Origin of the sequence: Rosistilla carotiformis (assembly GCF_007753095.1) — a bacterium.
Classification (GTDB): Bacteria; Planctomycetota; Planctomycetia; order Pirellulales; family Pirellulaceae; genus Rosistilla; species Rosistilla carotiformis.
The window spans coordinates 5436458-5461598 of record NZ_CP036348.1 but is presented as its reverse complement, the minus strand read 5'-3'; the positions used below and the strand labels follow the sequence as shown (position 1 = coordinate 5461598).

Below are 25141 nucleotides of genomic sequence, written 5' to 3'. Positions count from 1 at the left end.
GGAACCATGTTCTTAAAACAAAACCAAGCAACCCGTATCCATCACCTTTCCACCGACTTTCAAAATTTGCCACGGAGTAGTGCCATGATGACGCCAAAGATTCGAATTGCGATCCCGCTTCTATTACTGGTGTCGCTGGCCAGCGTTAGCGTCGCCGCCGAGAACACCAAGCTGCACGCGATGGTGATTGGAAACGGAGAGTACAAAATCGGCAAGCTTGCCAATCCGAGCAACGATGCCCACGCGATGTCCGCAGCATTGAGCGAACTTGGTTTTAAGGTCACCACGGAAACGGATCTGACGCATCACAACATGGACCGTGCCATCACGAAATTTTGCCAACAGGTCGACGAAGGGGGGCTCGCGTTTTTCTTCTTCGCGGGACACGGGATTCAAGTCGATGGAGAAAACTATTTGATCCCGATCGACGCGGAAATCCCCGACCAAAGCTTTGTGAAGTACAAAGCGGTGTCGCTCAGTTTGATTCTTGATTCGTTGGGCAAATCGCGCAGCAACATGAACGTTGTTGTGCTGGATTGCTGTCGCAACAATCCTTTCGAACGCACTTGGTCGACCCGTTCCTTGGGCCAACGCGGTCTCGCCGCCCAAAACAACATTCCCGAAGGAACGATCATCGCGTATGCCACTTCGCCCGGTAAAACGGCTGCGGATGGCGACGCAGGCAATTCACCTTACACCACCGAACTAACCGCCGCACTCAAACAGCGTCCGCGAACTGGATTGTTGCTGCGGGATGTATTTTTCACCGCCAGCCGCGCTGTGAAGGAAAAGACCGGACAGAGCCCATGGGTCAATATGGAAGCTTCGTTGGATAACTTTTATCTACATCCAAGCGAAGGCGACGAGACCGCTTCGGTTCCACGTCCGGAGCCCGAAGTGGAACTGGAGGTGATTCCTGCGGGGTTGGCGAAGCCCGAACCGATGGCGGCGGCACCGGTTCCTGCGAAACCGTCGATCAGCCTGGAGGACAAGACGCTGTTCGATCAAGCCGAAGTCTACTTGCGTCAAGGGAAATACGACAACGCGATCATGGCTTATACCGCGATTCTTGAAAGCGACTCATTGTCCCCCGCCTCCCGGCAAAAGGCCCGCAAGAGTCGTGGTGCTGCCTACTTGGGACGGGGCACAAAAAAGGATCTCAACTATGGGATCATCGACCAACTGGCTGCCGGGCTCGATGGGATTCGTGTTACCGTGCGAACCGATGCGGCCGATTTGAAAGTCGGGACCTCGAAGAGTGGCTACGTTTCCCGAGGTCAGGTTTTGCTAATTACCAAATCGATGGAACACAACGCATTGGATTGGTTCTGGGTCGCAGCGGTCAATGGCGATGAAACGCTCAAGGGCTGGGTCCCTGCGTCTGCGGTCGTCAAGTCGGACGATTCCAGCAAACCTGCATCCCTTGCGACCTCCGCGACGCCACGTCACCCCGCTTCCAGCGGATTGCTCGGAAGTGGTTCCGTATCGGAGTCGTTGCCTCGTCCTCAGAGTTCGCAGCCTCAGCCGCATGTTGTGCAGACACCGTCGACGCCGTCATGGCAAGACAATCGTTCGGCGATTCCGCAATCGCAAAGCGGATTCAGTCCATCTCGCAATTCCGGGGTGACATCCAATAGCGTCGTTCGTCAACAGCAAACACCGATGCAGCCACAGTCCAACGGCTGGCAAGGCAATGCCTGGCGAAGCAATAGCAACCACAACAACTTGCAAGGCAATACCCAAAGTTGGAACAACAACCAAGGTATGAACTTACAGAGCAATAATCGTTGGCAGGGCGGTAACAATAACAACAACTGGGGGCATAACAATCACGGGAGCGGCAATGGGGGGATGCGTTCCAATTCGGGTGCGAAAAGCATCTGGGCAACGCCCAAATGGGAAACGCCCGCGGAAATTCGTCGCGGCATCGCCAATGGAACGCTCCGCTGGTAATTGGAGGATTGAGGATGCCCCGCTTGTTCAACAGGCGGGGACGCAGGGGCTCGCGGGCTACGATTCCTCGCGGTGGATTCACGTGGCAATTTAAAACAACCCTGTTCTTCAACAGCCCTAACTTTCCGAAACACTCTGCCCACCAACGTCACTTCCATCGCGTTGCATCCGCAGCGAATTCACTGTTGCCACGGACGGCTCCGAGCACACGGAGCCTTCCGACGTTTGGGGATCTTCCACGGTGTGTTTCCCGACCTTCGTGGCACGCTTTTTTTCTGGTCCTCGTCGCGGACAGATAGGGCCGTGGCGGAGGCTCTCTTGTTGCCACCGACGGATCCGAGAACACGGAGCTCCGTTTTTTTGCGAACGTCTCCGTGGATTCAGTGACCTCGGTGGCGAGCTGCTATTTTTAGACGTGCTTGGACGATGTGGCGCCATGTATGGGAATCCCGTTCAGAATCGTTTCTCGAAGCCAGAGAATCCACGCAGGCCGCTCGGCTGAAAAATATGGGTGGACTCCATTTTTGGACTGTCCCTAACCGGTCGCGATGGCAGCGAGTATACTCAGGGTCCCCAACATTCCAACGTTGCCCGCCCCTCTCCTTCGAAGGTATCCCACCATGCAGTTCTCTTATTTGGCTAAGCGTTTCATGTTCCCCGTGTTGGCTGTCGCCGTAGCTTTATCTTCCGCAAGTGTCGCATCGGCCGATGAGCCACTGAAAGTCGGCATCATCGGTTTGGACACGTCGCACGTGACAGCGTTCAGCAAAGTCATGAACGATCCCAAAGCGACCGGTGACTTGGCGAAGATGAGTGTCGTCGCCGCGTTCCCCGGTGGCAGCCCCGACATCGCGTCGAGCCGCGATCGTGTTGAAGGTTTCACCAATCAATTGCGAGATATGGGAATCGAGATCGTCGATTCGATTCCGGCGCTGTTGGAAAAGGTGGACGTTGTGATGCTGGAAAGCGTCGACGCGCGTCCTCACTTGGAACAAGTCCTGCCCGTTTTCAAGGCCGGCAAACGCGTCTTCATCGACAAGCCGCTGGCTGCGTCGCTGGTCGATTGTCTGGCGATCCAGCAACTGTCGAAGAAGTACGATGTGCCGTGGTTTAGCAGTTCGTCGCTGCGATTCAGCCCCGATATCTACCGCTTCCGAACCGGGGATCCCAAGGTTGGCGCTGTATTGGGCGCGACCGTCTGGAGCCCCTGCTCGCTGGAACCGACCCACCCCGATCTGTTCTGGTACGGCGTGCACGGTGTCGAAACCCTGTACACCATCATGGGAACCGGATGCACCCAGGTCTCTCGCGTTTCGACAGCCGATAGCGACGAAGCGACGGGCGTCTGGGAAGGCGGCCGCGTTGGCACCTTCCGTGGACTTCGCGCCGGCAAAAAGGGTTACGGCGGGATCGTCTTTGGCGAGAAATCGATCGCCGACGCGGGCACCTACGCCGGTTATCAACCGTTGGTACAACGCGTTGCATCGTTTTTCTTGACCGGTGAAGTTCCCATCGACCCGAACGAAACGATCGAGATGTTCGCCTTCATGACAGCCGCCGACGAATCGAAGAAGGTCGATGGCGCCGCGGTTTCGATCGCCGACGTGATGAAAGCCGCCGAAGCGAAGGTCGCCGACCGAATCGCTGAAGTCGAAAAGCAAATCGCGGCCAGCAAATAGCGGCTGCGACCACGGTGGCCTCAAGCCGTGGTGCGGAACCGAACCGAAGTTCGTAGACTGTGCTGGCCGCAACGTGTTTGCGGCCAGTCCAGTCATCCGGTACTGGACTGTCTGTCGCTTCGATCCCATCGAATCAGAAAGTCGCTGTCGTGTGGTTCCAAAAACAGATTGCACTCGCTGCGAAACCGCGAGGCTTTCATCTGGTGACGCGTGAAATCGTGTCCGCGTTGCCCGAACTTGCCGAGGTTCAAGTTGGCCTGCTGCATGTCTTTATCCAGCACACAAGTGCCAGCCTCACAATCAACGAAAACGCGGATCCTGACGTGCGGACCGATTTCGAAATGGTTGCCAATCACCTGGTCCCCGAATCGTTGCCCTATGTCCATACGCTCGAGGGAAGCGACGACATGCCGGCTCACGTCAAAGGAGCGTTGATGGGATTCAGCCTCTCGATCCCCATCTCCTCGGGGGAACTGGCTCTGGGGACGTGGCAGGGGATCTATCTCTGTGAGCATCGCAATCATGGCGGTCGACGCCAGTTGGTGCTGACGATTCAGGGCGAATAAGCAGGCCGCCAAGGCGAGCCCCTTCGCGGTCCAATAAAAGGGAAACGAAAATGGCTGACCCCAAGCCCGCGTCGATCGGTATCGTCACGGTATCGGATCGCGCCAGTCGTGGTGAATACCAAGATCGCGGCGGTCCAGCGATCGACGCCTATTTGCAGGAGGTCTTGCAAAGTCCATGGCAAGCGGTCCTCAGGTTGGTTCCCGACGACATCGATGCGATCGCCGATACGCTTCAAGAATTGGCCGAACAAGGATGTTGCTTGGTCATAACGACGGGTGGGACCGGGCCAGCGCTGCGCGATGTCACCCCCGAGGCGACCGAGCGGGTATGCGACAAGATGATGCCCGGCTTTGGCGAACAGATGCGGCAGGTTTCGCTGCAGTTTGTCCCCACGGCGATCCTCTCGCGGCAGACCGCCGGGATCTGCGGCAGCAGCCTGATCGTCAATCTGCCGGGGCAGCCCAAAGCGATCGCTGAGTGCCTTGATGCGGTCTTTCCAGCAATCCCCTACTGCATCGACCTGCTGGAAGGGCCTCGCCTGGAAACCGATCCCGCCCGCTGTCAAGCGTTTCGTCCCAAGAGCAAGCCGGCGTCGGATTCCCAATAGCGGCCGAAGCGGCTGGATTTACGTCGCCCAAGTTGCCTGCTAATTTACGATTCCGATGAGGTCCGCCCGTACGATAAAGGAAAACCGATGGCGACTGCTCTGGCCGACGGATCGCAAACGACCGACAGTCGGCTGATCCGTTCGCTGGAAGTCCCCAATTGCCTCTCCTTGGACGCTCCTTTGGTGGCGGTAACGTGGCAATGGTTGCTGGCAAGCGTCTACTCGAATTCCCCTTCGACCGATGGCGTCTCACGGGCGATGGATCGATCTCAATTGGCCGCGATGGCTGTCTTGTGTGTCACGGTTTGGCTGATCTACATGGCCGATCGGCTATTGGATTGCCGGCGATTGAATTTCACCCGCGACGTTCCCTGGCGACACCGTTTCGCCAACCGGCATTCGCGAATCCTGTGGCCGATCTGGTTTGGGATGCTTGCCCTCGATGGCGGCCTTACGCTGCGGATGCTGGATCGGCAGTTGCGGATTGCCGGGGCGGGGCTGATGGGAATCGTGCTCCTCTACTGTGTGGCGGTACATGGTTCCCGTTGGTTGCGGGGCGGAGTTCCTAAAGAATTTGTTGTCGGAACCGTCTTTGCCGCCGGCGTCTGTTTGCCAATCGCTTTGACGGAGTTCTCGTTGTCGTTGGTCCTGACCGCTTGCGTGATGGCGGCGTTGTTTAGCCTGAACTGTTTGTGTGTCGCCAAAGTCCAAAGCGGCAGCGACCGCCAGCAGCAGGTCGGATCGGCGATCTTGATGTTCCCCTGGCTTGCATCGCGGCTGCCGCTGTTTTCGGGGACGCTTGCGATTCTCGCTACCGCGCTTGGCTGCTGGGGCTTGATTCCGGCGGCGATTGCCGGGGCGACGACACTCGGTGCCGCCGGCTTGTTGGGAATCGGCTGGACCATCGACCGTGAACGAGGCTGGATCGATGCCGCCAGCTGCAGTGCCCTCGCCGACTACGTGCTCCTTTCGCCACTGCTGGTGCTCTTGCTGGCGAATTGGCTGTGAACGACAGGCGGCGATCGGGATACGACAGATTGGCCCCTTGGTACCAAACGCTGGAACAGCTGCGGTTTGGCAAAACGCTGCAAAGAGGAAGAGTTCGTCTGTTGCCAGAGCTTGCTGAATACTTTTGCTCACGTTCGTCGGCGCAGGCTCCGCGAGTCCTGTTCCTAGGCGACGGCGACGGACGTTTGCTGGAGGCGTTTCTCGTCGCCTGCCCGGAGGCTCGGGTGACGAGTGTCGACATCAGCCCACGGATGGTGTCGCTGCAGAAATCTCGAGTCGGTGAGCGGGGCATGGCAGTTGGGTGGCAGGTTGCCGACGTCGAAGCGATCGAATTCCCGGCGGGCCGTTTTGAGCTTGTCGTGACCCCGTTTTTCCTCGACTGCTTCGACGCGGTGGAACTTGACCGTCTGATTCCCCGTGTCGCAGCCTGGCTGGCTCCCGCTGCCCTTTGGTATGTCGTCGACTTCCAGGTCCCTGCAGGGGGGCTGAGGCGGCTGTGGGCCCGATTCTGGTTGGCAGTCATGCACGCCTTCTTTCGCTGGCAGACCGGATTGCGATCGCGGCAGGTGGTCGATCCGGCTCCCATCCTGCATTCGCTGGGGTTTCATTGCTGGGTGGATCGGCATGTTCATGCCCGCATGGTTCGGTCGACGCTGTACCGGCGCAACATGGGGGTAGGCGAAGGTCGCTAGGGCTCGCAGAAGGCTAGCTTTCTAGAACGTCGCTCACGGGAAAAGTGTGCCTGGGGGATTGCCAGCCCCCTAAGGTGTTTTGGCAGAAGGACGCTGGCCCACTTTTCTGGACGCGAACCCCCAGAATGGTACGGGGTTTGCATTTCGATTCACCCGCACAGTTAAGTCACCGACGGGCGGAAGAATGAAATACCGATATCAAGCAGGATCGCTTTGCACGCGGCACGCAGCCTTCGCGGAGAAGGCATGGGCGCGTCGAGTGGTGCCGAACGACGTAGGCACAAAAAAAAACCCAGCGTTTCTGGCTGTGGAAGCCGGAGAAACGCTGGGTTTAAGTCAAAAGATGACCCCAACGGGGTTCGAACCCGTGTTGCCGCCGTGAAAGGGCGGAGTCCTAGGCCGCTAGACGATGGGGCCGCGACATGCCAATGGTTTACCAGTGACAGCATGTTGTCGTCAAGGGGCACGGCACAAAATTCGCGACCGCTCCTGACAAATTTGATATCGGGCCGGTTCCCGACTGGACTTCAGCCAATGATTAATAAATGGCATCAATCAACGAAAATAGCACGGCAGCGACTTTGGGGAGACGATGACGCAACGATTTCGTTGGCGCAAAACGAACCAGCCGTGCCTCATTTAAGGCTGTGTGGTGCCCCGTTATGCCGCATGGTGACCCAATGGATCAGCTGTCGATCGATTCCGCAGAATCGTCCTGCTGGCTACGCTGAATCGCATCATAAACTTCGCGACGATGAACCGGCACTTCGCGTGGAGCTTCCACCCCTAGCCGGACTTTATCGCCCCGAATTTCGACGACAACGATACGAATATCATTGTTGATTACGATGCTTTCGTTCTTTTTACGTGATAGCACTAACATGGTGCATTCCTTTGTGACCGGCGTCACTCTCCTCTACAAATCAAAAATTCCTACCCCGGTGGGTGCAGGCTTGATGCCTTTGCTCAAATTCGGGCCTCACCAAGATAGGTTCTGAGCGTGAAACCGCTATTGTGACTCAATGTACTCTACGTCCACTTTAGGGAAAGTCAAGAATGTTTGTTTGTCAACCCGGCTTTTATTTTATTTTCCTTGAAGAATTGGCACGATAATCGACGAAAGAGGGCGTTTCCCCAAGTTTTTCATTGGTAAGCGACATTTGTTGTTACAACGAATTTCCCGGCATCCGCGATTAAAAAAACGACTCGGCACCGCCGGTGGGCTATGATTTGACCGGTCAGCGACCCAGCACGCAGCCGCCTTTTAGAAGGTAGGGCCTGTTGTGGCGACGCTCTCAAATCCCACATTGCTCATCGATTACGAAGCGCCCGCGATGCCAAGAGTCCTCATAACCGCGTTTGAACCCTACGAAGAATGGAGCGAGAACAGCAGCTGGTTGACGCTGATCGAGCTGACTCGCTGGTTCGACGCTGGGGATGATCTGGTCACGCGCCGATATCCCGTCGATTTCCAAGCGGTTAAACATCGGTTGGCGATCGACATGCAGCAGGATTTCGATTTGATCCTGCATCTCGGGCAGGCCCCCGGGGCCAGCGTGATGCGGTTGGAAGGATTTGCCGTCAACATGGGTAGCAACCATTGTCCGTTGGCTGACGATGGACCGGCGGCCTACAAATCGCAGTTGCCGCTGACGGCTTGGACCGACAAGCTGCACGGTCGCGGGATCCCTGCGCAGGTCTCCTACCACGCGGGAACGTATCTCTGCAACGCAACGCTGTATATGAGTCAATATTATGCGGCCCGCGAAGCGTTGCGTACGCAATCGACCTTCTTGCATCTTCCCGTCTCGCCCCATCAGGTGGCAGCGCGACAGAAACCGATGCCGTCGATGAGCGTTCCGTTGATGGCCGCGGGGGTTGCCATGCTGTTAGAAGACTTCCTGCAACGTAAATAAACGAGTGCCCGTCTACGGAGGCGCGCAGTCGAAGTCTGAATCTAGCGCGATGCTGATTTCGTAAGTCGCCAACCTTACTAAGAGGGGGGCTGCAGGATGTGTGCAGCCCGCCAATGGAGCGCGCCCATTCGCACCCGCAGCGCGCTAGGTTGCACGGTCGGTGCGGATCGAAAAATCGCTCGCGAGCGGTATTCGTTTATTTCGTCAACACGCAAGCTAGCGACCCTCTGCGGTGGCGTCGTGTGATGTGATCCAAATCCCAGGCTTGCAGGTTTCTTCGGCATTAGAGTTGCGTTCATTAACGGTTGGGTTTCTTCTCGCTTCGGTCGATCCGGATTTGACTTGCGAGAGAAGCTTGGGAGCCGTTGCCGCTTTGTGTTGAAGGGGTTGGATTGCGCAGGGAAGACATGCGTGAAATCCGTCGGCAGGATGGGTCTTTTGCATGGGCAGATGAATGAACGTTCTGGCATTCGAGCGCGATGCGATCGCGGTGCTTTGGGTCGACACCGATGGATGGGGGGCGGCCGCCGCGAAGCGTTGCTTGGGGGATTGTGGGTACCACGTTGGAGAAGTCGAGTCGGTGACGGCGGCGTTGCAGGCGGCGAGATCTCAGCGATTTGACGTCGCAGTCGTCGGGTTGCCAAGGATCGACCAACATTCGCTGGAACTACTCGGCCGGCTACACGCCACAGCGAAGTCGATGCGAGTTCTTGTTGTGGTTGACGAAGCGACCGTTGCGACCGCTGTTTCGGCAATGAAGGTTGGGGTGAGCGATGTGCTTGTCAAACCCGTCGGCGATGGCGACCTGGAACGTGTGATTCAGGCGTCGGCGGAGGATGCGAAGGTGTCCTCTTGTGCCGCGGATCCGCCTTCGGGCGGTGCGTCCCGCGCTGGCAGGTCGTCGATCTTAGGGACTTCGGTGGCGATCGGAACCGTGTTGCAATGGATCGATCGGGTGGCGCCCAGCGCGATGCCGGTGTTGATCGAAGGGGAGAGCGGCACCGGAAAGGAATTGGTGGCTCGTGAAATTCATGCTGCCAGTCGTGTGGCCGATCAACCGATGGTCGCAATCAATTGCGCGGCGGTCCCGGCGAGTCTACTGGAGAGTGAATTGTTTGGGCACGAACAGGGGAGTTTCACTGGGGCGATCGCCAGCAAACGCGGGTTGTTCGAAATGGCCGATGGCGGCACCTTGTTTATCGATGAATTTGGCGAGCTCGCCGGTGGGCTGCAGGCAAAGCTGCTGCGGGCGATCGAAGACGGTCGGATCCGTCGGGTCGGTGCCACCGAAGAACGGCAGGTCCGCGTTCGCTTGGTGGCAGCGACGAACAAGACGCTGAGCGACGAAGTGCGCGCCGGTCGATTTCGCGAAGATCTGTTCTATCGCATCAATGTGCTGGGCATCCGGCTTCCGTCGCTGCGAGAACATCCCGAGGATATCGGTCTGCTGGTGAAGCATTTCCTGGGCGATTCCTGGACGTTGGGGGAGGGTGTGTTGAAGGCGTTGCAGCAATACGCTTGGCCGGGCAATGTGCGCCAATTGTGTAATGCGTTGGAACGTTCCAAGGTGTTGGCCGCGCAGCCGGGGATCATTGCGATCGAGGACCTGCCGCGGGAGATCGTCACGGCGGGGGGCGAACCGCCGTTGGAGATCGGCGGGAACGTCGACCTTGAAACGCTCAACCGCGTCCATGTCTTGAAGGTTCTCAAGCAGCATCGGGGCAACAAAGCGAAGACCTCGCGGGTGTTGGGAATCAACCGACGTTCGTTGTACCGGTTGTTGGAAAAGTTTGGATCCAAACACGGCGGGTAAATCAACGGTTTCGGATGGTGTCTCGCAATCGACGTTGGCCGGCGCCGTCATTCGATTGCGCAGGGCGGAATCGGCAAATGCGTGGCAGCTCTCTGCTTCGCGGGAACCGATCGGTCCTCCCGCTGGCTTCAGGCGTTGGGGCGTTTGAAACGGAAACGTAGCGGGGCGGCCGACGTTACCGCGAGCTGCTGGGCTCGTGATTCGGCGTGCGGGTTCAATCGGAAAAGCTTGTACAATCCGATCAGGCTACCGAGAGATAACCTTTTGCAATCTCCAGCGGAACCCCTCAACACGGTTGCTGGTTTTCCGCAGCTGTTTATCCTTTACAGTGAACACTTCGATTCGATTCACTTCGAGCCTGTCGATCCACGCGGGTACGGACGATCCATGAGCCAAATTCTATTCCATTATCAGCGCCCCGACCCAGTCACCTGGGTCTATCTGTCGTCGCTGCTGATTATTGGGCTGTTTTTTGTTTTCTATCGTGTGTGGAGCCTGCGCAATGTCGACATCCTGCTGCTGTTGTTGCTGTCTCCAGGGCTGTTGATGGTTCACGAAGGTCGCCAGCTGCGGGTGGCGGGGGAAACGATTGTCGAAGCCGCTCACCCTCCGCAAGCAACGATGCCGCCGGAGATCGCTGATCGTATCGAAGCGGCGACGCCCGATGAGTTGCTGGGTATGGCCGACGCGACCGCTCCCACGGCGCCGCCGGAGGTGCTGGTGGCAGGAGTGAACGTTGCCGATGTTGAACGTTGGGGCTTTATTTGGTTGTTGGGTGTGGCAGGATTGATCTGCATTCGCATGATCCTCGACCCGATTTTGGTACGGCGGCCGTTGTTGGATCCGAATCTGTCGACCGGTGGGTTGTCCTTTATCGGGATCGCGATGTTCATCTTTTTGATGGCCAACGTGATCACCAGCACGGCGGAAATCCAAGCCGCTCAGGGGCCCAAGCCGGGGCCGGGGTACCCGTTGGTCAATCGGCTGCCCGCGATCCCGACAACTCCCGACGCCGAAATCGCTGGAGAAGTCCAGCCGGTTCGCTACGCGGGGCTCGCGCGTGCCTTGGCGATCGCGTCGCAGTTGGCGACCGTCTTGGGCGTGGTCTTTATCGGCCAGTTTCACTTTAAAAACATTCGTGCCGGCGTTGGCGCGGCGGCGCTTTATCTGTTGCTGCCCTACACGGCCCAGACCACCGGGCGCGTCGATCATGTGCTTCCCGCGGCGTTATTGATTTGGGCTGTCTTCTGTTACCGGCGTCCGATTTTGTCGGGGGTTTTCATCGGTCTGGCAGCGGGGTTGGTCTATTACCCGCTGTTTCTGTTGCCGTTGTGGGTCAGTTTTTACTGGCAGCGTGGGTTGCGGCGATTCATGTACGGCGTCGGGCTAACCGTTGCCGTTTTGGCGGCATTGCTGTTTCTGGGGGAACGCGATCTGATCTTTGACCGCGTGCAGCAGATGTTTGGGCTATGGTTGCCTGTGACCAAAGGTCTGGCCGGGATCTGGGGCCTGGGTTGGAATCCAATCTGGCGGCTGCCGATCCTCGTCGCGTTTGGTGTGTTGAGTGGATTTTTTGCTTTCTGGCCGGGGCAAAAGAATCTCGGCACCTTGATGAGCTGTTCCGCTGCGGTGATGGCGGCTGCTCAGTTCTGGCACGGTTACGGGGGTGGGCTGTACGTTGCTTGGTATCTTCCACTAATGTTGTTGACTGTTTTTCGGCCCAACTTGGAAGATCGCATCGCCCTGAAGGTGATTGGTAATGGACGCAAACGTATCGGAATCAACGAACTCGGCGCCGACAGCGAAGCCGCTTGACCCGGCATCGGTCAGCGAAACAGGGACCGCCCGCCAGCGTTACGTTCAGCGATTGGATGCGCTTGCCGGCGAGGTGGCTGCGTTTGAAGCGCGGAACCGCCAACTGAATATCATTCGCGGCCTGCTGTTCTTTGCCGGATTGATCCTTTTGGTCGTCGGATACGCCGCGGGCAAGGGGGCGCTTCCGCTGGTCGTGCCGGGGTGGATTGCGATGGCCGCCTTTCTGGTTGTGATCACGTGGCACGAATACGTTCGCGATGCGATGACCTCGATCCGTCGTCGCCGTTCGCTGTACCGGCAACTGCTCGCACGCCTCGACCGTCGCTGGTCCGATCTGCCCGTCTTTGAACTGCCCGAGGACGTTTCGTGGCTCGATCGCAATGGCCGCGCCGTCGCGAAAGACTTGGATTTGTTTGGCGTCGGATCGCTGTATCAACTGGTTTCGTTGGCGGGCACAGCGCCTGGTAAACTGACGTTAGCCCGGTGGCTTTGTGGTCCGGCGATCCCCGAACAGGCGGCCGCTCGCAACCAAGCGGTTCGCAAGCTGGCCAGCTTCCACGATCAGCGAGAAGTCTTCTACGCCCGCGCTCGCGACGTTGCAGGGCAAACCGCATCGCCTGAAAACTTTACTCGCTGGGCCGTCGCGCCTGCTTGGTTGGACGGTCCGCGCCGTTGGATGTTACCGTTGGCCCGCGTGATTGCGATCACGCCTTTTGTGGTTTGGCCGTTGGCAGCGCTCGGCGCGATTTCGATCTCCATCGCCGCGGCCATTCAGTTGACGATGATTGCGATCGCCATCATTGTGACTGTCGGTTTCTTGGGGCCGGTCCATGAGATCTTCAAATCGGTGGCGACACGTCGGGCGGAAGTTGAAAATTACATCCGCCTGTTCGAAGCGGCCGACTGGATTCCTGCGGACATCGAGATGCTGGCTCCCGTTCGGAAGCGGATCTTGAATCCGGAAACCGGAGCGATCGCAGGACTGCGAGCGATGGGCGGTGTCTCGACGATGACCAGCCTGCGGCACGCGCCACTGTTGTTCCTGCCGTACGTCGTGTTGCAGTTGACGGGGCTTTGGGACGTGCATGTGCTGTCGCTGATGGAGCGTTGGAAGGCCCGGTATGGAAGCGATGTGCCCGAGTGGTTCGATGCGTTGGGCCAGTTGGAAGCGATCCTGTCGCTGGCGGCCCTTGCCGACGAATACCCTCAGTGGGCGTCGCCGACGTGGAACCAAGCGGGCCCGCAGGGGAAGGTTGCCGCCCGCGCGTTGGGTCATCCGTTGCTCAAAGACTCCGCCCGCGTCGTCAACGATGCCGGGCTGGGGCCTGCCGGTACGTTGCTGTTGGTGACCGGTTCGAACATGTCGGGCAAAAGCACGTTGCTGCGTTCGCTGGGGCTGAACATCAAACTGGCGGGTGCCGGATCGGTCGTTTGTGCGACCGAATTCGAACTGCCGTCGTGCGAAGTGGCCACCAGCATCCGTGTCGACGATTCGCTCCGCGAAGGGGTCTCGTTCTACATGGCCGAATTAAAACGGTTGCGTGAAGTCGTCGATCACGCCGAGCGGATGCACGCTTCGAAAGATCGAATGCTCGTTTATTTGTTGGATGAAATCCTGCAAGGGACCAACAGCCGCGAACGCCAGATCGCCGTATCCACGGTGTTAGATCATCTGGTCCACATGCAGGCGATCGGCGCAATCAGTACCCACGATCTCGAACTGGCGGATGATCCGGCGATGCAATCGGTCGCCACGATCGTCCATTTCCGCGAGCACATCGAAACCGATCAGGCCGGACAGGAAACGATGACGTTCGACTACAAGATGCGTAGCGGCGTAACGCCCACGACCAATGCGATCCGGCTGCTGGAAATGGTCGGGTTGGGGAAGCGATAACTCAAACGCCCCCTCGGTTGGAGATTGCTCGTCAGTTGGACATTTGGGTACTGGAACCGGATCGTTCGGCACCGCGAGCACGGCGAGGCCGAAATTTGCTGCAAAATGGGGCATCCGAAAAGTGACGCCTTGTCAATTTTGACGCTGCGTCATATTTTTGCGGTATGCAAACTCTGACACCGAAGCAGCGTGAAATTCGCCAACGCGAAACGCGAATCCTCGATCTCGCCCGGCCGATGGTCGCCAGTGGCGGGATCTCTCTGTTGAGCATGGACGCGATCGCGGCGGAGCTGAAGACCGCCAAGGGGACCGTCTATAACCATTTTCCGAACAAGGAAGAGATCGTCCTGGCGTTGGCGATCCAGGCCGTCGAGTGTCGGTTGGGCCTATTCAATCGCGCCGCCATGATGCGTGGTTGTCCGCGCGAGCGGGTCGCAGCGATCGGAATCGCGTGTGAATTGTTCGCCGACCGTTTTAATGAACTGTTCCGCATCGAACAGATCATTCGCCATGATGCGGTTTGGGACAAAACGTCTCCCAAGCGTCAAGATCTGCTGCGGAACTGCGAATCGCGGTGCATGCACACCGTGGCCGGAGTGGTTCGCGATGCGATGGCGTGTGGCGATCTGGAAAATCGTGCGACGCATGCGGTCGAAGATCTGGTGTTTGGGTTGTGGTCGCTGGTCTACGGTGGATTGATGTTGGAGATGACCAGCCCGTCGCTGGCAGATCTGGGAATTGAGAACGCCCGCCGCGCGATTCGCCGCAACTGCAACGGGTTGCTCGATGGACTGCAGTGGCAACCACTGTTCGAACCGAAAGCGTACGAACGATGGATCAAGAAAGTGCGAACGGATTTGAACCGTTGGTTGGATGACGCACAGGAACGGGGGGACCAATGAGTTTTCCGCGATCGAAATCGATGTGGCTGCTGATGGCCGGTTTGGTCAGCGGCGTCGCGATCTTTGTGGCCGCCAACGCATGGTCTGGCGATTCGCAAGCGTCCGGTGACGCGGCGTCAAAAATTGTCATCGCGACCGGCTCGCGTCCACTTCCGGTGACGGTCTTATCGTTGGGGGAGCTCTCCGCGCCGCCGCGGGTTGACGATTATCGAGGCACGATCGAAGCGAGCAAAGAAGCGGAGTTGGCGTTCCGACGCAGCGGTCGCGTCTTCTCGGTGGCCGTTGAAGAAGGGGACGTCGTTCGCCGCGGTCAAACGCTGGCGCAATTGGAGGTCGACGATTTGGCCGCGATCATCGAAGCAACGCAGGCTCGGATCGACGAAGCCGAAGCGATGTTGGCCGAATTGGAAGCCGGTCCGCGAGCGGAGACCATCGCGGCCGCAGCGGCTGAAGTCAGCCGATTGTCGGCGGCCGTGAAGTTGGCGCAGATCACGACCCAGCGTGAATTGGAGCTCCAACGTTCGAACTCATCCAGTATCCAAACCTATGACAACGCCCGCTTCCAGGCGTTGCAGCAAGAAGCGGCATTGGAGGCTGCGACGCAACAATATAATGAATTGAAGGCGGGGACGCGGTCCGAACAACTGGTGGCGCAACGGGCCCGGGTGGCGATGTTGCAGGCGGAGCTGAAGGGCTATCAGGTCGATCTGCGCGACGGCCGTATCGTGGCCCCGTTTGATGGGGTTGTTGGAAGACGGTACCTCGACGAAGGAACGATCGCCGGTCCCGATCGTGTTGTTTTGCGGGTGCTGCAGACCGATCCATTGGAGGCACGCTTTGGCGTTTCGCCTGAAGATGTCCGCGGTCTCGCGCCGGGCCAACCGGTGACGGTGACGTTGGGCGAAGCCGCGATCCAAGCGGAGATCGGGCGGATCGAACCGGAACTGGATCGCAGCACGCGAACTCAGGCGGTGCTCGTCAAGATTCCGCGCCAGCAGCCGCGTCCCGATGGCAGCTATGCCGATGGAATCGTTCCTGGGCGAACGGCCAGTCTCTCGTTGGGGGCTGTGCGGAACGGCGGGGCCGATTCGTATTGGGTTCCGATCACGTCGCTAGCGCGGTCGACACGCGGCTTGTGGTCCTTGATGGCGGTCGTTGAAGGTCCCGCGGGACAGAGCATTGTTCAGCGTCGCGACGTCCAAGTGTTGGAAACCGATACGCGGCTTGCCCGTATTTCCGGCGGCATGATCGCAGCGGGAGACCGCGTCGTGGCTGCCGGTCTGCATCGCTTGACGCCAGGGATGGCGGTTGCCCCTGTCGATCGCGAGGCTTTGCGGCAGGTCGAATCGTTGTCACTGAATTAGCGTTTTCCCGCATCTCGCAACTCACGCTGCGAAAACGAATCCATGCAAACGCAACTTTCCCAACCCACGCCACCGCAACAGGCGGACGATCGACATCGCCATGGTTGGACCAATCGCTTGGTTCACGACAAACGTTCGTTGATATTGATCGTTGCCTTGGTGGCGGTCGCCGGTTTGTCGAGCGTTGCGATCTTGCCGCGGATGGAGGATCCGGTTTTGATCAAACGCGCGGCCTTGATTGTGACAAGGCTGCCTGGGGCCGATGCGTCGCGCGTCGAGGCGTTGGTGACCGAAAAACTGGAAGATCGGCTGCGCGAGATCGAAGAGATCAAGGAGATGCGATCGCAAAGCCGGTCGGGAGTTTCGTCGATTTCGATCGAATTGTTGGACCAAGTGGCCGAGTCGGAGATCGTTTGGGCGAAGATCCGCAGCAAGATCGAAGACAGTCTTCCCGAATTGCCCGCACAGGCGTCGCGCCCCGAGTTCGACGATCTCGAGGTCCGGGCGTACGCACGCATTTTGTCGGTCGTTTGGGATTTGGAGACGCCCGTCGATTACGCCGTTCTGCGGCGGAGCGCGAAGCGACTGCAGGACGCGTTGCAAGGCATGTCGGGGACCGAATCGGTCGACCGCTTTGGCGATCCCGGGGAAGAGATCTTGGTGCAAGTGGATCCACAGCGGGCTGCGGCGATGAATCTATCAGCCGCGGAGATCGCGGCGCAACTGAAACGTTTCGACGCGAAGGATGCCGCGGGCCAGATGCGTGGTGCGGGCTTGGACCTTTCGCTGGAAGTCGGCAATCAGTTCGATGACCTATCGGATGTGGGGCGGGCCGATGTGCGGGCCGCCGACGGCCGGTTCGTACGATTGGATCAAATCGCTGACATTTCGCTGGCCACGCCTCAGCCGATGCCTCGCTTGGGCTGGCATCGCGAGCGCCCTGCGATTTCATTGGGGGTCTTGATTCGTCCGGAGACGCGGATCGATTTGTGGTCGCTTGCCGCCGATCGTGTCGTCGATGATTTTCGCGGTGAGTTGCCGGCAGGGATCTCGATCTGCCGAGTGATGGATCAGAGCGGTTATGTGTCGGCGCGACTGGAAAGTTTGCTGGCCAATCTGGCGATGGGAGGTGTGGCGGTTTGTGCGGTGATCCTGTGTCTGATGGGCTGGCGCAGCGCGATCGTCGTGGCGTCGGCGCTTCCGTTGACGATGCTGACGGTGCTTTTTGGCATGCATCTATTGAAGATCCCCGTCCATCAGATGTCGGTCACGGGATTGATCATCGCGTTGGGGTTGTTGATCGACAACGCGATCGTTGTGGCCGACGAGATTCAGGTGGAGATGTTGCATGGATTGTCCCCCGGAGACGCGGTCGCCAAGACGGTTCGCAAGTTGGCGATCCCTTTGTTAGGCAGCACGCTGACGACCGCTTTGGCGTTCGCACCGATCGTGTTGATGCCTGGCCCGGCGGGGGAATTTGTCGGTTCGATCGCTGTCAGTGTGATCATGGCGATCTTCGCTTCGCTGTTCTATTCGTTAACGGTGATCGCTGCGTTTGCCGCGTTGTTCATTCGCGTTCACGATCGGGATCGGAAGCCTCGCGGTTGGGTGGGCTTCCTGCAAAACGGGGTGTCGCCAAGTTGGGTGATCGGTGGTTACCGGCATGTGTTGCGTTGGTTGATCTCGCATCCGCGAGCCGCGATTGCTGCGGCGATGGTCCTGCCGTTGGCCGGTTTTGGCGTCGCACCGATGTTGGCTGAGCAGTTCTTTCCGCCCGCCGACCGCGATCAATTTCATATTGAAGTCGAATTGGCAACGGGGGGTTCGATAGCCGATACGCAGCGCGTGGCCAAGTTGGTTGATGAGGTCTTGGCCGACGAAGCGATCCAGCAGATCGATTGGTATTTCGGCGAGAGTGCGCCGACGTTTTATTACAACGTGTTGGCAAATCGCAAGGGAACGCCCAACTTTGGGCAAGCGATCATTCGCGTTTCTGATGGTGTCTCGGTCAACGAGATGATTCGCCGCTTGCAGGTTGCGCTGGACGCAAAGGTACCCGAGGCGCGGGTCTTGGTTCGGCAGCTGGAGCAGGGGCCGCCGTTTAACGCGCCGGTGGAGGTGCGAATTTTCGGTCCCGATCTGCTGAAGCTACGCGAGTTGGGGGAACAGGTCCGCGCGGTGTTGGCGAGCGGGCCCGACGTTACACATACGATGAGTTTGTTGAGCGAGACTTTGCCTAAGGTTCGGTTGCAGGTCGATTCCCAGTCGGCGTCGCTGGCGGGATTGTCCCCCACGCAGATCGCCGACCAGGTGCAGGCGAGCTTCGATGGCGAGTTGGCCGGGGCGGTGATCCAGGAGACCGAAGAGTTGCCGGTTCGTGTCCGTGTCGAAGATCGGTCGCGTACGGCGATGTCGGGTGTTCGTTCGCTGGAGCTCTCGGCGACCGCTGAAGGCGCCGCGCGGATGTTGCCGCTGAGAGCGGTTGCGGATTGGTCGTTGGAACCCGAGACCGGAGTGATCGTGCGTTTGGATCGGCGGCGGATGGATGAGGTCAGTGCGTTTTTGACCGCGGGGACGCTGCCGGCGACCGCGTTGGCCGATTTTCGAAAACGTTTCGAGGCGAGTGGTTTCGAATTGCCACACGGCTACGAACTGGCTTACGGCGGAGAAGCTTCCAAGCGAGACGACGCCGTCGGCAATCTGATGGCCAGCGTGGGGCTGTTGATGGTGATGATGGTCGCAACGCTGGTGCTTTCGTTTGGATCGTTTCGCTTGGCGGCAATCATCGGCTTGGTTGGTTTGCTTTCGATCGGACTGGGGTTGGGATCGCTGTGGATCTTCGGCTTCCCGTTCGGATTCATGGCGATCATCGGCACCATGGGCTTAATTGGTATTGCGATCAACGATTCGATCGTGGTCCTGGCGACGTTGCAGGAAGAACACGGAAGAACCCCGGTTGGGGTCGAATCGATTGTGCAGACGGTGGTCAATTGCAGCCGCCATGTGATCGCCACCACATTGACAACCGTTGCCGGATTCCTGCCGCTGATTTGGTCGGGCGGAGGGTTCTGGCCGCCATTGGCGATCGCGATCGCCGGCGGTGTCATCGGGGCGACGCTGTTGGCGTTGGTGTTTGTGCCGTCGGCCTACCGATTGGTCTATTGCGTTTCCTGCTGCGACGCGTCCGAAGCCAAAGCGGGGCTTGGGGCGGTAGGGTCCGGTGAGGATGCCGCGATCGAGTTTGCAGGGGCGCATTGACGGCCTGTCGTGCGATTGCGTCGAACGCGATGGATTGCCCCTAGCTTCAAATAGGGTGAGTGTGCTTGCCTCGGGGTGCGGATTGTGGAACCATTGTGGCTCGCGCCGCTCGCTGGGAGCGTTGCTGAGCTTCAGCCACCCATCTATATAAAACATCCCGCGTGACTTACCTCTTGATCGTTCTGGTCGGTGTCGTCTTAGGAGCGTTCATAAACTGGGCGGTTTATTCTTGGGCTTGGTTTCCGCGTGCGATCAGTCCGTGGAGTCCACCGGACGATCGGGCGTTGCCCCGTCGGGCGACCGATCGCATTCCTGTCTTAGGCTGGCTGGGCCTGCGTCGCGAAGCGGACATCCACGGGCGAATCTTCTGGCTGAGGCCGATGTTGATCGAACTGTTGTTCGGGCCGATGTTGGCGGGGCTGTTCTGGTGGGAAGTGATCCAGTTGGGGTTGTTGCCGGTCGGTGCGGCCGATGCGATGCCGGCGGCGATGTTGCCGATCGCCCGGCAGTGGATGCTGATCATGTATCTGGGGCACGCCCTGATGATGACGTTGTTGATGATCGCCACGTTCATCGATTTCGATGAACAGACGATCCCCGATGCGGTCACGGTTACCGGCACGCTGCTGGCGCTGGCCTTGCATGTGATCGCCGCACTGATGATGCCGCAGATCGGAGCGCCTCTTTGTTTGCCGTGGGCGACCGAAGGCGGGTTGGCAGCGGTGATGTTTCCCTCGCCTGCCCCCGTCGAGGCGAAGTGGATCTCACCAATGGGGCTGGTCGTGGGGGAAGCGATCTTCGCAGTCTGGTGTTTCGCGTTGGCAAACCGACGGTGGATCATGCGGAAAGGGCTTGCCAAAGCGATCCAGTTTTTCGCCGCAGGGCTACTGAAATACGAAACGATGCTGTTGGGCCGTTTCCGAATCAAGGTCTGGACGCTGTTGGTTGCGATCTGGATGGCCGGAAGCGTTGCGATCGCTGCCGTTTACTTTGGGCTGAGCGAATCGGCCTGGTTGGCGCTACTGAGCGGATTGGTCGGCGTGGGGCTCGGGGGTGGACAGATCTGGGCGGTGCGGGTGTTTGCGAAGCTTGGGTTGGGCAAGGAGGCGATGGGGTTTGGTGACGTTACGTTAATGGCGATGGTCGGGGCATTTATCGGATGGCAAGCTGCGCTGTTCGTCTTTTTTTTAGCTCCCTTCACCGCGATCGTAATCGTGTTAGCCAGTTGGTTGTTGACGGGCAATCGGATGCTTCCTTTCGGGCCGTACCTTGCGGCGGCGGCGATGTTAACGGTGGTGTTCTGGGACCGTATCTGGAATCAATGGGGCGCTGGCGTGTTCATCCTAGGGCCATTGATTGGCGCGGTTTTGATGTTTGCGTTGGTTGCAATGTGCGCGCTGTTGTTTCTGTTTCGCGTGGTTGAACAGAGGTTCTTCGGAACTTAGTGCGGTCAAATGTCGCGAGTGGCTGGTAGCCCTTGTCGAAGTGGGTACAAAACAGCGATACTGCGTCCACGTGGGCGCATGAAAGCGTTCAATACCTAATCAAATTGTCTCTAACAGAGCCTTTAGCACTGGTTCTTTGAACAAAATTATGGATCGTTTTCTATTTCCCCGCTGGGTGAATCGGTTCCTGATGCTAATGGGCGCGTTGGTCGCGGGCGGTGGTGCCTACGCTGGCGTGGTGTTCATTGGCGCGACCGATCCTGGAACGTTGAATACCGGCTATCAACCCGATCAACCCATTCCCTTCAGCCACGCGATCCACGCGGGCCAATTGCGAATGGATTGTCGGTATTGCCACAACACGGTTTTCGACGCCGCTCACGCTGCGGTACCACCGACAGCAACCTGCATCAATTGCCACAGCCCTGCTGACGAAGCGGGGCAAACGGCGTTGTCGGCCGTTCACGCCGACAGCCCGAAACTGAAGCCGCTGCACCAGAGCTGGGAGACCGGTAAGAGTGTCGGTTGGAAACGCGTCCACAACCTGCCCGACTTTGTGTACTTCAACCACGCAGCCCACGTGAATTCGGGTGTCAGTTGCGTGCGATGTCACGGCCGGATCGACAAGATGGATGTCGTTTATCAGGCGGAAGAACTTTCGATGGCGTGGTGCTTGGATTGCCATCGCGGCGTCGATCCAGCGGATATTCGTCCTGTGGAATTTGTGACGAAGCTGGATTGGAAATCGGATGAGGATCCGATCGCATTGGGCGAAAAGCTGATTAAAGAAAAGAACATTCACCCTCAGACTAATTGCGCTGTATGTCATCGATGAGCGAGACAACCGAACCAAAACCTCGTAGTCGCTATTGGCGTAGCTTGAACGAAATCAAGCAGACGCCCGATTTCGAGCAGTTTATGCACCGTGAGTTCCCCGTGGGCGCTTCCGAGTTTCCCGAGGGGGTTTCACGCCGTCGCTGGATGAAGCTGATGGGTGCGTCGATTGCCCTGGGGACGCTAAGTGCCAGTGGCTGCCGGTATGCCGAAGAGACGATCGCGCCGTTCGTGATCCGACCCGACGGACGCGTGCCTGGCGAACCGCACTTCACCGCCACAAACATCGAATGGGCTGGCCGTGTTTACAACCTGTTGATCACCGGCGTCGATGGACGTCCGATCAAGGTCGAAGCCAATGCGCAACATCCTTCGCCGGGCGTGGGAACCGATGCTTTCGTTCAGGGGGCGATTTTGCAGTTGTATGATCCCGACCGTATGGACGGCGTGATCTCGCGATCCGGGGGTATGAAGAACCCGGGGCTCGACGACTGGGATTCGTTTGCCGCCGCTGTCGACAACGCAATCGGTGTCAAAGGTTTTGGCGCCGTTCGCGATGGTCTGGCACGCAACGATGGCAAGGGCTTCGGGATTCTGATGCCGCCGTCGCAATCCCCTTCGGTCGTTCGTCTGTTGACCGAACTGCAAGCCAAATTCCCGGCGATGACGATCGGTCGTTACGACGCGGTACGTGGCGATGCAATGTCGCAAGCCACCACCAAGGCGATCGGTCGCGTGGGCAAGCCGGTCTTGGATCTGGCCGCGGCCAGCGTGATCTGCAGCATCGATGCGGACATCCTTGGTTCGGACCACGGTTTTGTCGCGAATGCCGCAGGTTTTGCTGACGGGCGATCCCCCGAAGTCGGCAAGATGAACCGCTTGTATTCGGTTGAATCGAGCTTCACCAACACCGGCATGGCAGCCGACACACGTTATTCGCTGCAGCCATCGCAGATGCCTGCGTTCATCGCGGCGTTAGAAAAACAAGTCGACGCTGCGTTGGCTGGTGGTGCTGCAGCGCCTGCCGGCGATACCGAAGGTGGCTTTGATAGGCTTCCTCCGGCCGAGAAGCTGAATCTCTTGATCGAAGTCATGGCTAGCGACCTGGTCGCCAGCAAGGGCAAGGCGTTGGTTGTTGTTGGCGAGCACCTGGGCCCCGACGCGGTGGCTGCTGGCATTCGCTTGAACAGCAAGCTTGAAAGCCTTGGTAAGACGATTCGCTTTGCCGAACCGATCGACAGCAAACTGAAGACGGTTGGTCTGGCAGACTTTGTCGCCAAACTCAACTCGGGCGACATCAAATCGGTTGTCGTGCTGGGCGGGAATCCTGTCTACACCACAACGGGCGACGTCGACGTGGCGAGCGCGTTGGCAAAGGCTTCAGCAAGCGTTTACGTTGGCGAATACGACGACGAAACTGCGGTTGCCTGCCAGTGGGTGCTGCCGCAATCGCATCCTTTCGAAAGCTGGGGCGACTGCCAAACCGACGACGGTTTCTACGGCGTGACTCAACCACAGATCCTGCCATTGCTGGGCGGTAAGACCGTTCTCGAATATCTGGCATGGTTCCTGGGCGACGACAAGGCCGATGCGGAAGCGATCGTTCGCAAGACGGCGGACGCCGCAGCGGGTGAATCGTTGAGCAACCGTCAATGGCGGAAGCTGTTGCATGATGGCTTCGAAGCGGCAATCAAAGTCGAAGTGCCTGCGGCGACCTACAGTGGTGGCGATGAGCCGTTGACCGATGTCGCGGTCGTTCCGACCAGTGAATACGAATCCGAAGGCGTCGACGTGGTGATCTCGGTTGCCGACGGCGTTTACGACGGCCGCTTCGCCAACAACGGTTGGTTGCAAGAGATGCCTCAATCGGTGACCAAGTTGACTTGGGACAACGCTGCGTTGATGTCTCCAGCGACGGCCGCCAAGATTGGTGTCAGCCAAAACAAGATGGTCGCCTTGGGCGACGGTGATGCCGCGATCGAACTGCCGGTTTACGAATTGCCGGGGGCTGCAGCCGGGGTGATCACGGTAGCGATGGGCTACGGCCGACGTCGTGCCGGTGCCGTGGGTGGAAGCGAAGATCTGGGTTCGGATCCTGTCGGATTCGATGTCAGTGGTTTGCGAACAACCGGCAATCCTTTAATGGCAGCAGGAGTTGTGGCGCGTCCGCGATCGACCACGTATGAACTGTCGACCACGCAAGATCACTTCGCCATCGATGAACTCGGCTTCGAAGAAACCGTCGATCGCAGCCACCGCTTGATCCGTGAAGGCACGATCGAGAAGCTTGAAAAAGATCCCGAATTCGTCAAGCACATGGGGGTTCACAGCCCGGCGCTCAAGTCGTTGTGGACCGAACCGATGGAGATCTTCGAGAAGGAAGAGATCCAACGCCCTCAGTGGGGCATGTCGATCGATTTGAATCGCTGTGTCGGTTGCAACGCGTGTGTTGTCGCTTGCCAGTCGGAAAACAATATTCCGATTGTCGGCAAAGAGCAGGTCTCGATGGGACGCGAAATGCACTGGATTCGTGTCGACCGCTACTTCAGCGGCGATCCGGAAAACGTGGATGAATCGCCTCAGATCGTTCAGCAACCGGTAACTTGCCAGCACTGCGAAACCGCTCCGTGCGAACAGGTTTGTCCCGTGGCCGCGACCGTGCATACCGAAGAAGGTATCAACGCGATGGCCTACAACCGTTGCATCGGTACGCGATACTGTGCGAACAACTGTCCTTACAAGGTTCGCCGATTCAATTACTTCAACTTCAACGAAGATGTGGGTACCGGTTACGGCATCGACGCGTTCCCCGACAAGGTCGACGACGCGAATCGCAAGCTGCAACAATTGGTTCTCAACCCCGACGTCAGCGTTCGCGGTCGTGGTGTAATGGAGAAGTGCACCTACTGTATCCAACGTGTTGAGCGTGGCAAGATCGAAGCCCGTAAGGACGGCGGTCGAGCGATCCAAGATGGCGATGTTGTTACCGCGTGCCAGCAGGCTTGCCCTTGCAAGGCGATCGAATTTGGTAACCTCGCCGATCAGGAATCGGCGGTCTCGTTGGCGCACAAAGACGACCGCGCCTACTACATGTTGGACCACTTGAATGTGAAGCCACGCACCGCGTATTTGGCTCGCATCCGCAACACCCATCATCGCCTGATGACCCAAGCTCAATTGGAGCAATTGGCTGCCGAGTCGCACGGCCATCATGGCGAACATGGCGGTGACGATCACGGTCACGCTGAAGAACATGGCCACGATCATGACCATGATCACGGCGACAAGAAATCGGATGAGAAGAAGTCGGCGATGTTGCCCGTCCTGGGTGATGCCGCTCGCGTCTAGAGTTTTGTGAGTTAGTAGAAGAAATGTCCCCGGGCCTCGGCTT

17 protein-coding genes and 1 tRNA gene are annotated in these 25141 nt (G+C 58.5%); 16 read left to right on the top strand and 2 right to left on the bottom strand.

The genetic code is table 11. The features are described 5' to 3' along the window. The first annotated feature begins 84 nt into the window (after nucleotides 1–84). From Poly24_RS19765 to Poly24_RS19740, 6 genes are all read left to right on the top strand, one after another. Nucleotides 85–1953, top strand: a complete 1869-nt coding sequence (locus tag Poly24_RS19765) for a caspase family protein (protein WP_197452034.1) — start codon at nucleotides 85–87, stop codon at nucleotides 1951–1953. Nucleotides 1954–2573: 620 nt separating this feature from the next. After that, nucleotides 2574–3632, top strand: a complete 1059-nt coding sequence (locus tag Poly24_RS19760) for a Gfo/Idh/MocA family protein (RefSeq protein WP_231753239.1) — start codon at nucleotides 2574–2576, stop codon at nucleotides 3630–3632. 149 nt (nucleotides 3633–3781) lie between these two features. Further along, entirely contained in the window at nucleotides 3782–4198 is a 417-nt protein-coding gene (locus tag Poly24_RS19755; protein ID WP_145099539.1) for a secondary thiamine-phosphate synthase enzyme YjbQ, read from the top strand. Nucleotides 4199–4248: 50 nt separating this feature from the next. Continuing rightward, a complete protein-coding gene (gene mog, locus Poly24_RS19750) occupies nucleotides 4249–4806 on the top strand; it encodes a molybdopterin adenylyltransferase (protein ID WP_145099536.1) in 558 nt (185 codons plus the stop codon). 87 nt (nucleotides 4807–4893) lie between these two features. Then, nucleotides 4894–5814, top strand: coding sequence for a hypothetical protein (locus Poly24_RS19745; protein ID WP_145099533.1), 921 nt, complete (start codon nucleotides 4894–4896; stop codon nucleotides 5812–5814). Between the two features lie 29 nt (nucleotides 5815–5843). Beyond that, nucleotides 5844–6506, top strand: coding sequence for a class I SAM-dependent methyltransferase (locus Poly24_RS19740; protein ID WP_231753238.1), 663 nt, complete (start codon nucleotides 5844–5846; stop codon nucleotides 6504–6506). A 344-nt stretch (nucleotides 6507–6850) separates the two neighbouring features. On the opposite strand, the gene Poly24_RS19735 is transcribed toward Poly24_RS19740, so the two are convergent. Then, a tRNA-Glu gene (locus Poly24_RS19735) sits at nucleotides 6851–6923 on the bottom strand. Between the two features lie 268 nt (nucleotides 6924–7191). Further along, nucleotides 7192–7389 carry a carbon storage regulator CsrA gene (gene csrA / locus Poly24_RS19730; RefSeq protein ID WP_145099527.1) on the bottom strand — a complete coding sequence of 66 codons (198 nt, stop codon included), beginning with the start codon at nucleotides 7387–7389 and terminating at the stop codon, nucleotides 7192–7194. Nucleotides 7390–7840: 451 nt separating this feature from the next. Between csrA and Poly24_RS19725 the strand changes: the two genes are divergently transcribed. The 10 genes from Poly24_RS19725 to Poly24_RS19680 all read left to right on the top strand — a co-directional run bounded on the left by Poly24_RS19725 (nucleotide 7841) and on the right by Poly24_RS19680 (nucleotide 25098). Beyond that, on the top strand, nucleotides 7841–8422 hold the full coding sequence (locus tag Poly24_RS19725) for a pyroglutamyl-peptidase I (protein ID WP_145099524.1): 582 nt from the start codon (nucleotides 7841–7843) through the stop codon (nucleotides 8420–8422). A gap of 454 nt (nucleotides 8423–8876) precedes the next feature. Then, on the top strand, nucleotides 8877–10235 hold the full coding sequence (locus Poly24_RS19720; protein WP_145099521.1) for a sigma-54-dependent transcriptional regulator: 1359 nt from the start codon (nucleotides 8877–8879) through the stop codon (nucleotides 10233–10235). Between the two features lie 387 nt (nucleotides 10236–10622). Then, on the top strand, nucleotides 10623–12050 hold the full coding sequence (locus Poly24_RS19715; RefSeq protein ID WP_145099518.1) for a glycosyltransferase family protein: 1428 nt from the start codon (nucleotides 10623–10625) through the stop codon (nucleotides 12048–12050). Further along, on the top strand, nucleotides 11995–13947 hold the full coding sequence (locus Poly24_RS19710) for a MutS family DNA mismatch repair protein (RefSeq protein ID WP_145099515.1): 1953 nt from the start codon (nucleotides 11995–11997) through the stop codon (nucleotides 13945–13947). Before Poly24_RS19715 ends, Poly24_RS19710 begins: the two co-directional genes overlap by 56 nt. Before the next feature lie 164 nt (nucleotides 13948–14111). Continuing rightward, nucleotides 14112–14849 (top strand): TetR/AcrR family transcriptional regulator, encoded by a 738-nt coding sequence (locus Poly24_RS19705; RefSeq protein WP_145099512.1) that lies wholly within the window; start codon nucleotides 14112–14114, stop codon nucleotides 14847–14849. Next, entirely contained in the window at nucleotides 14846–16213 is a 1368-nt protein-coding gene (locus tag Poly24_RS19700) for an efflux RND transporter periplasmic adaptor subunit (RefSeq protein WP_145099509.1), read from the top strand. Before Poly24_RS19705 ends, Poly24_RS19700 begins: the two co-directional genes overlap by 4 nt. 42 nt (nucleotides 16214–16255) lie before the next feature. Then, nucleotides 16256–19471: an efflux RND transporter permease subunit gene (locus Poly24_RS19695; protein WP_145099506.1), complete on the top strand. Its 3216-nt coding sequence runs from the start codon at nucleotides 16256–16258 to the stop codon at nucleotides 19469–19471. A 161-nt stretch (nucleotides 19472–19632) separates the two neighbouring features. Then, entirely contained in the window at nucleotides 19633–20916 is a 1284-nt protein-coding gene (locus Poly24_RS19690; protein ID WP_145099503.1) for a prepilin peptidase, read from the top strand. A gap of 148 nt (nucleotides 20917–21064) precedes the next feature. Further along, on the top strand, nucleotides 21065–21751 hold the full coding sequence (locus Poly24_RS19685; RefSeq protein ID WP_145099500.1) for a cytochrome c3 family protein: 687 nt from the start codon (nucleotides 21065–21067) through the stop codon (nucleotides 21749–21751). After that, entirely contained in the window at nucleotides 21748–25098 is a 3351-nt protein-coding gene (locus tag Poly24_RS19680; RefSeq protein WP_197452032.1) for a TAT-variant-translocated molybdopterin oxidoreductase, read from the top strand. The genes Poly24_RS19685 and Poly24_RS19680 overlap by 4 nt, the downstream gene beginning before the upstream one ends. The last annotated feature ends 43 nt before the right edge of the window (nucleotides 25099–25141 follow it).

What these genes read in the sequence shown, in the direction of transcription:
- Poly24_RS19765 (WP_197452034.1), top strand. Translation starts at nt 85, where the DNA reads ATGATGACGCCAAAGATTCGAATTGCGATCCCGCTTCTATTACTGGTG.
- Poly24_RS19760 (WP_231753239.1), top strand. Translation starts at nt 2,574, where the DNA reads ATGCAGTTCTCTTATTTGGCTAAGCGTTTCATGTTCCCCGTGTTGGCT.
- mog (WP_145099536.1), top strand. Translation starts at nt 4,249, where the DNA reads ATGGCTGACCCCAAGCCCGCGTCGATCGGTATCGTCACGGTATCGGAT.
- Poly24_RS19745 (WP_145099533.1), top strand. Translation starts at nt 4,894, where the DNA reads ATGGCGACTGCTCTGGCCGACGGATCGCAAACGACCGACAGTCGGCTG.
- csrA (WP_145099527.1), bottom strand. Translation starts at nt 7,389, where the DNA reads ATGTTAGTGCTATCACGTAAAAAGAACGAAAGCATCGTAATCAACAAT.
- Poly24_RS19725 (WP_145099524.1), top strand. Translation starts at nt 7,841, where the DNA reads ATGCCAAGAGTCCTCATAACCGCGTTTGAACCCTACGAAGAATGGAGC.
- Poly24_RS19720 (WP_145099521.1), top strand. Translation starts at nt 8,877, where the DNA reads ATGAACGTTCTGGCATTCGAGCGCGATGCGATCGCGGTGCTTTGGGTC.
- Poly24_RS19715 (WP_145099518.1), top strand. Translation starts at nt 10,623, where the DNA reads ATGAGCCAAATTCTATTCCATTATCAGCGCCCCGACCCAGTCACCTGG.
- Poly24_RS19710 (WP_145099515.1), top strand. Translation starts at nt 11,995, where the DNA reads ATGGACGCAAACGTATCGGAATCAACGAACTCGGCGCCGACAGCGAAG.
- Poly24_RS19705 (WP_145099512.1), top strand. Translation starts at nt 14,112, where the DNA reads ATGCAAACTCTGACACCGAAGCAGCGTGAAATTCGCCAACGCGAAACG.
- Poly24_RS19700 (WP_145099509.1), top strand. Translation starts at nt 14,846, where the DNA reads ATGAGTTTTCCGCGATCGAAATCGATGTGGCTGCTGATGGCCGGTTTG.
- Poly24_RS19695 (WP_145099506.1), top strand. Translation starts at nt 16,256, where the DNA reads ATGCAAACGCAACTTTCCCAACCCACGCCACCGCAACAGGCGGACGAT.
- Poly24_RS19685 (WP_145099500.1), top strand. Translation starts at nt 21,065, where the DNA reads ATGGATCGTTTTCTATTTCCCCGCTGGGTGAATCGGTTCCTGATGCTA.
- Poly24_RS19680 (WP_197452032.1), top strand. Translation starts at nt 21,748, where the DNA reads ATGAGCGAGACAACCGAACCAAAACCTCGTAGTCGCTATTGGCGTAGC.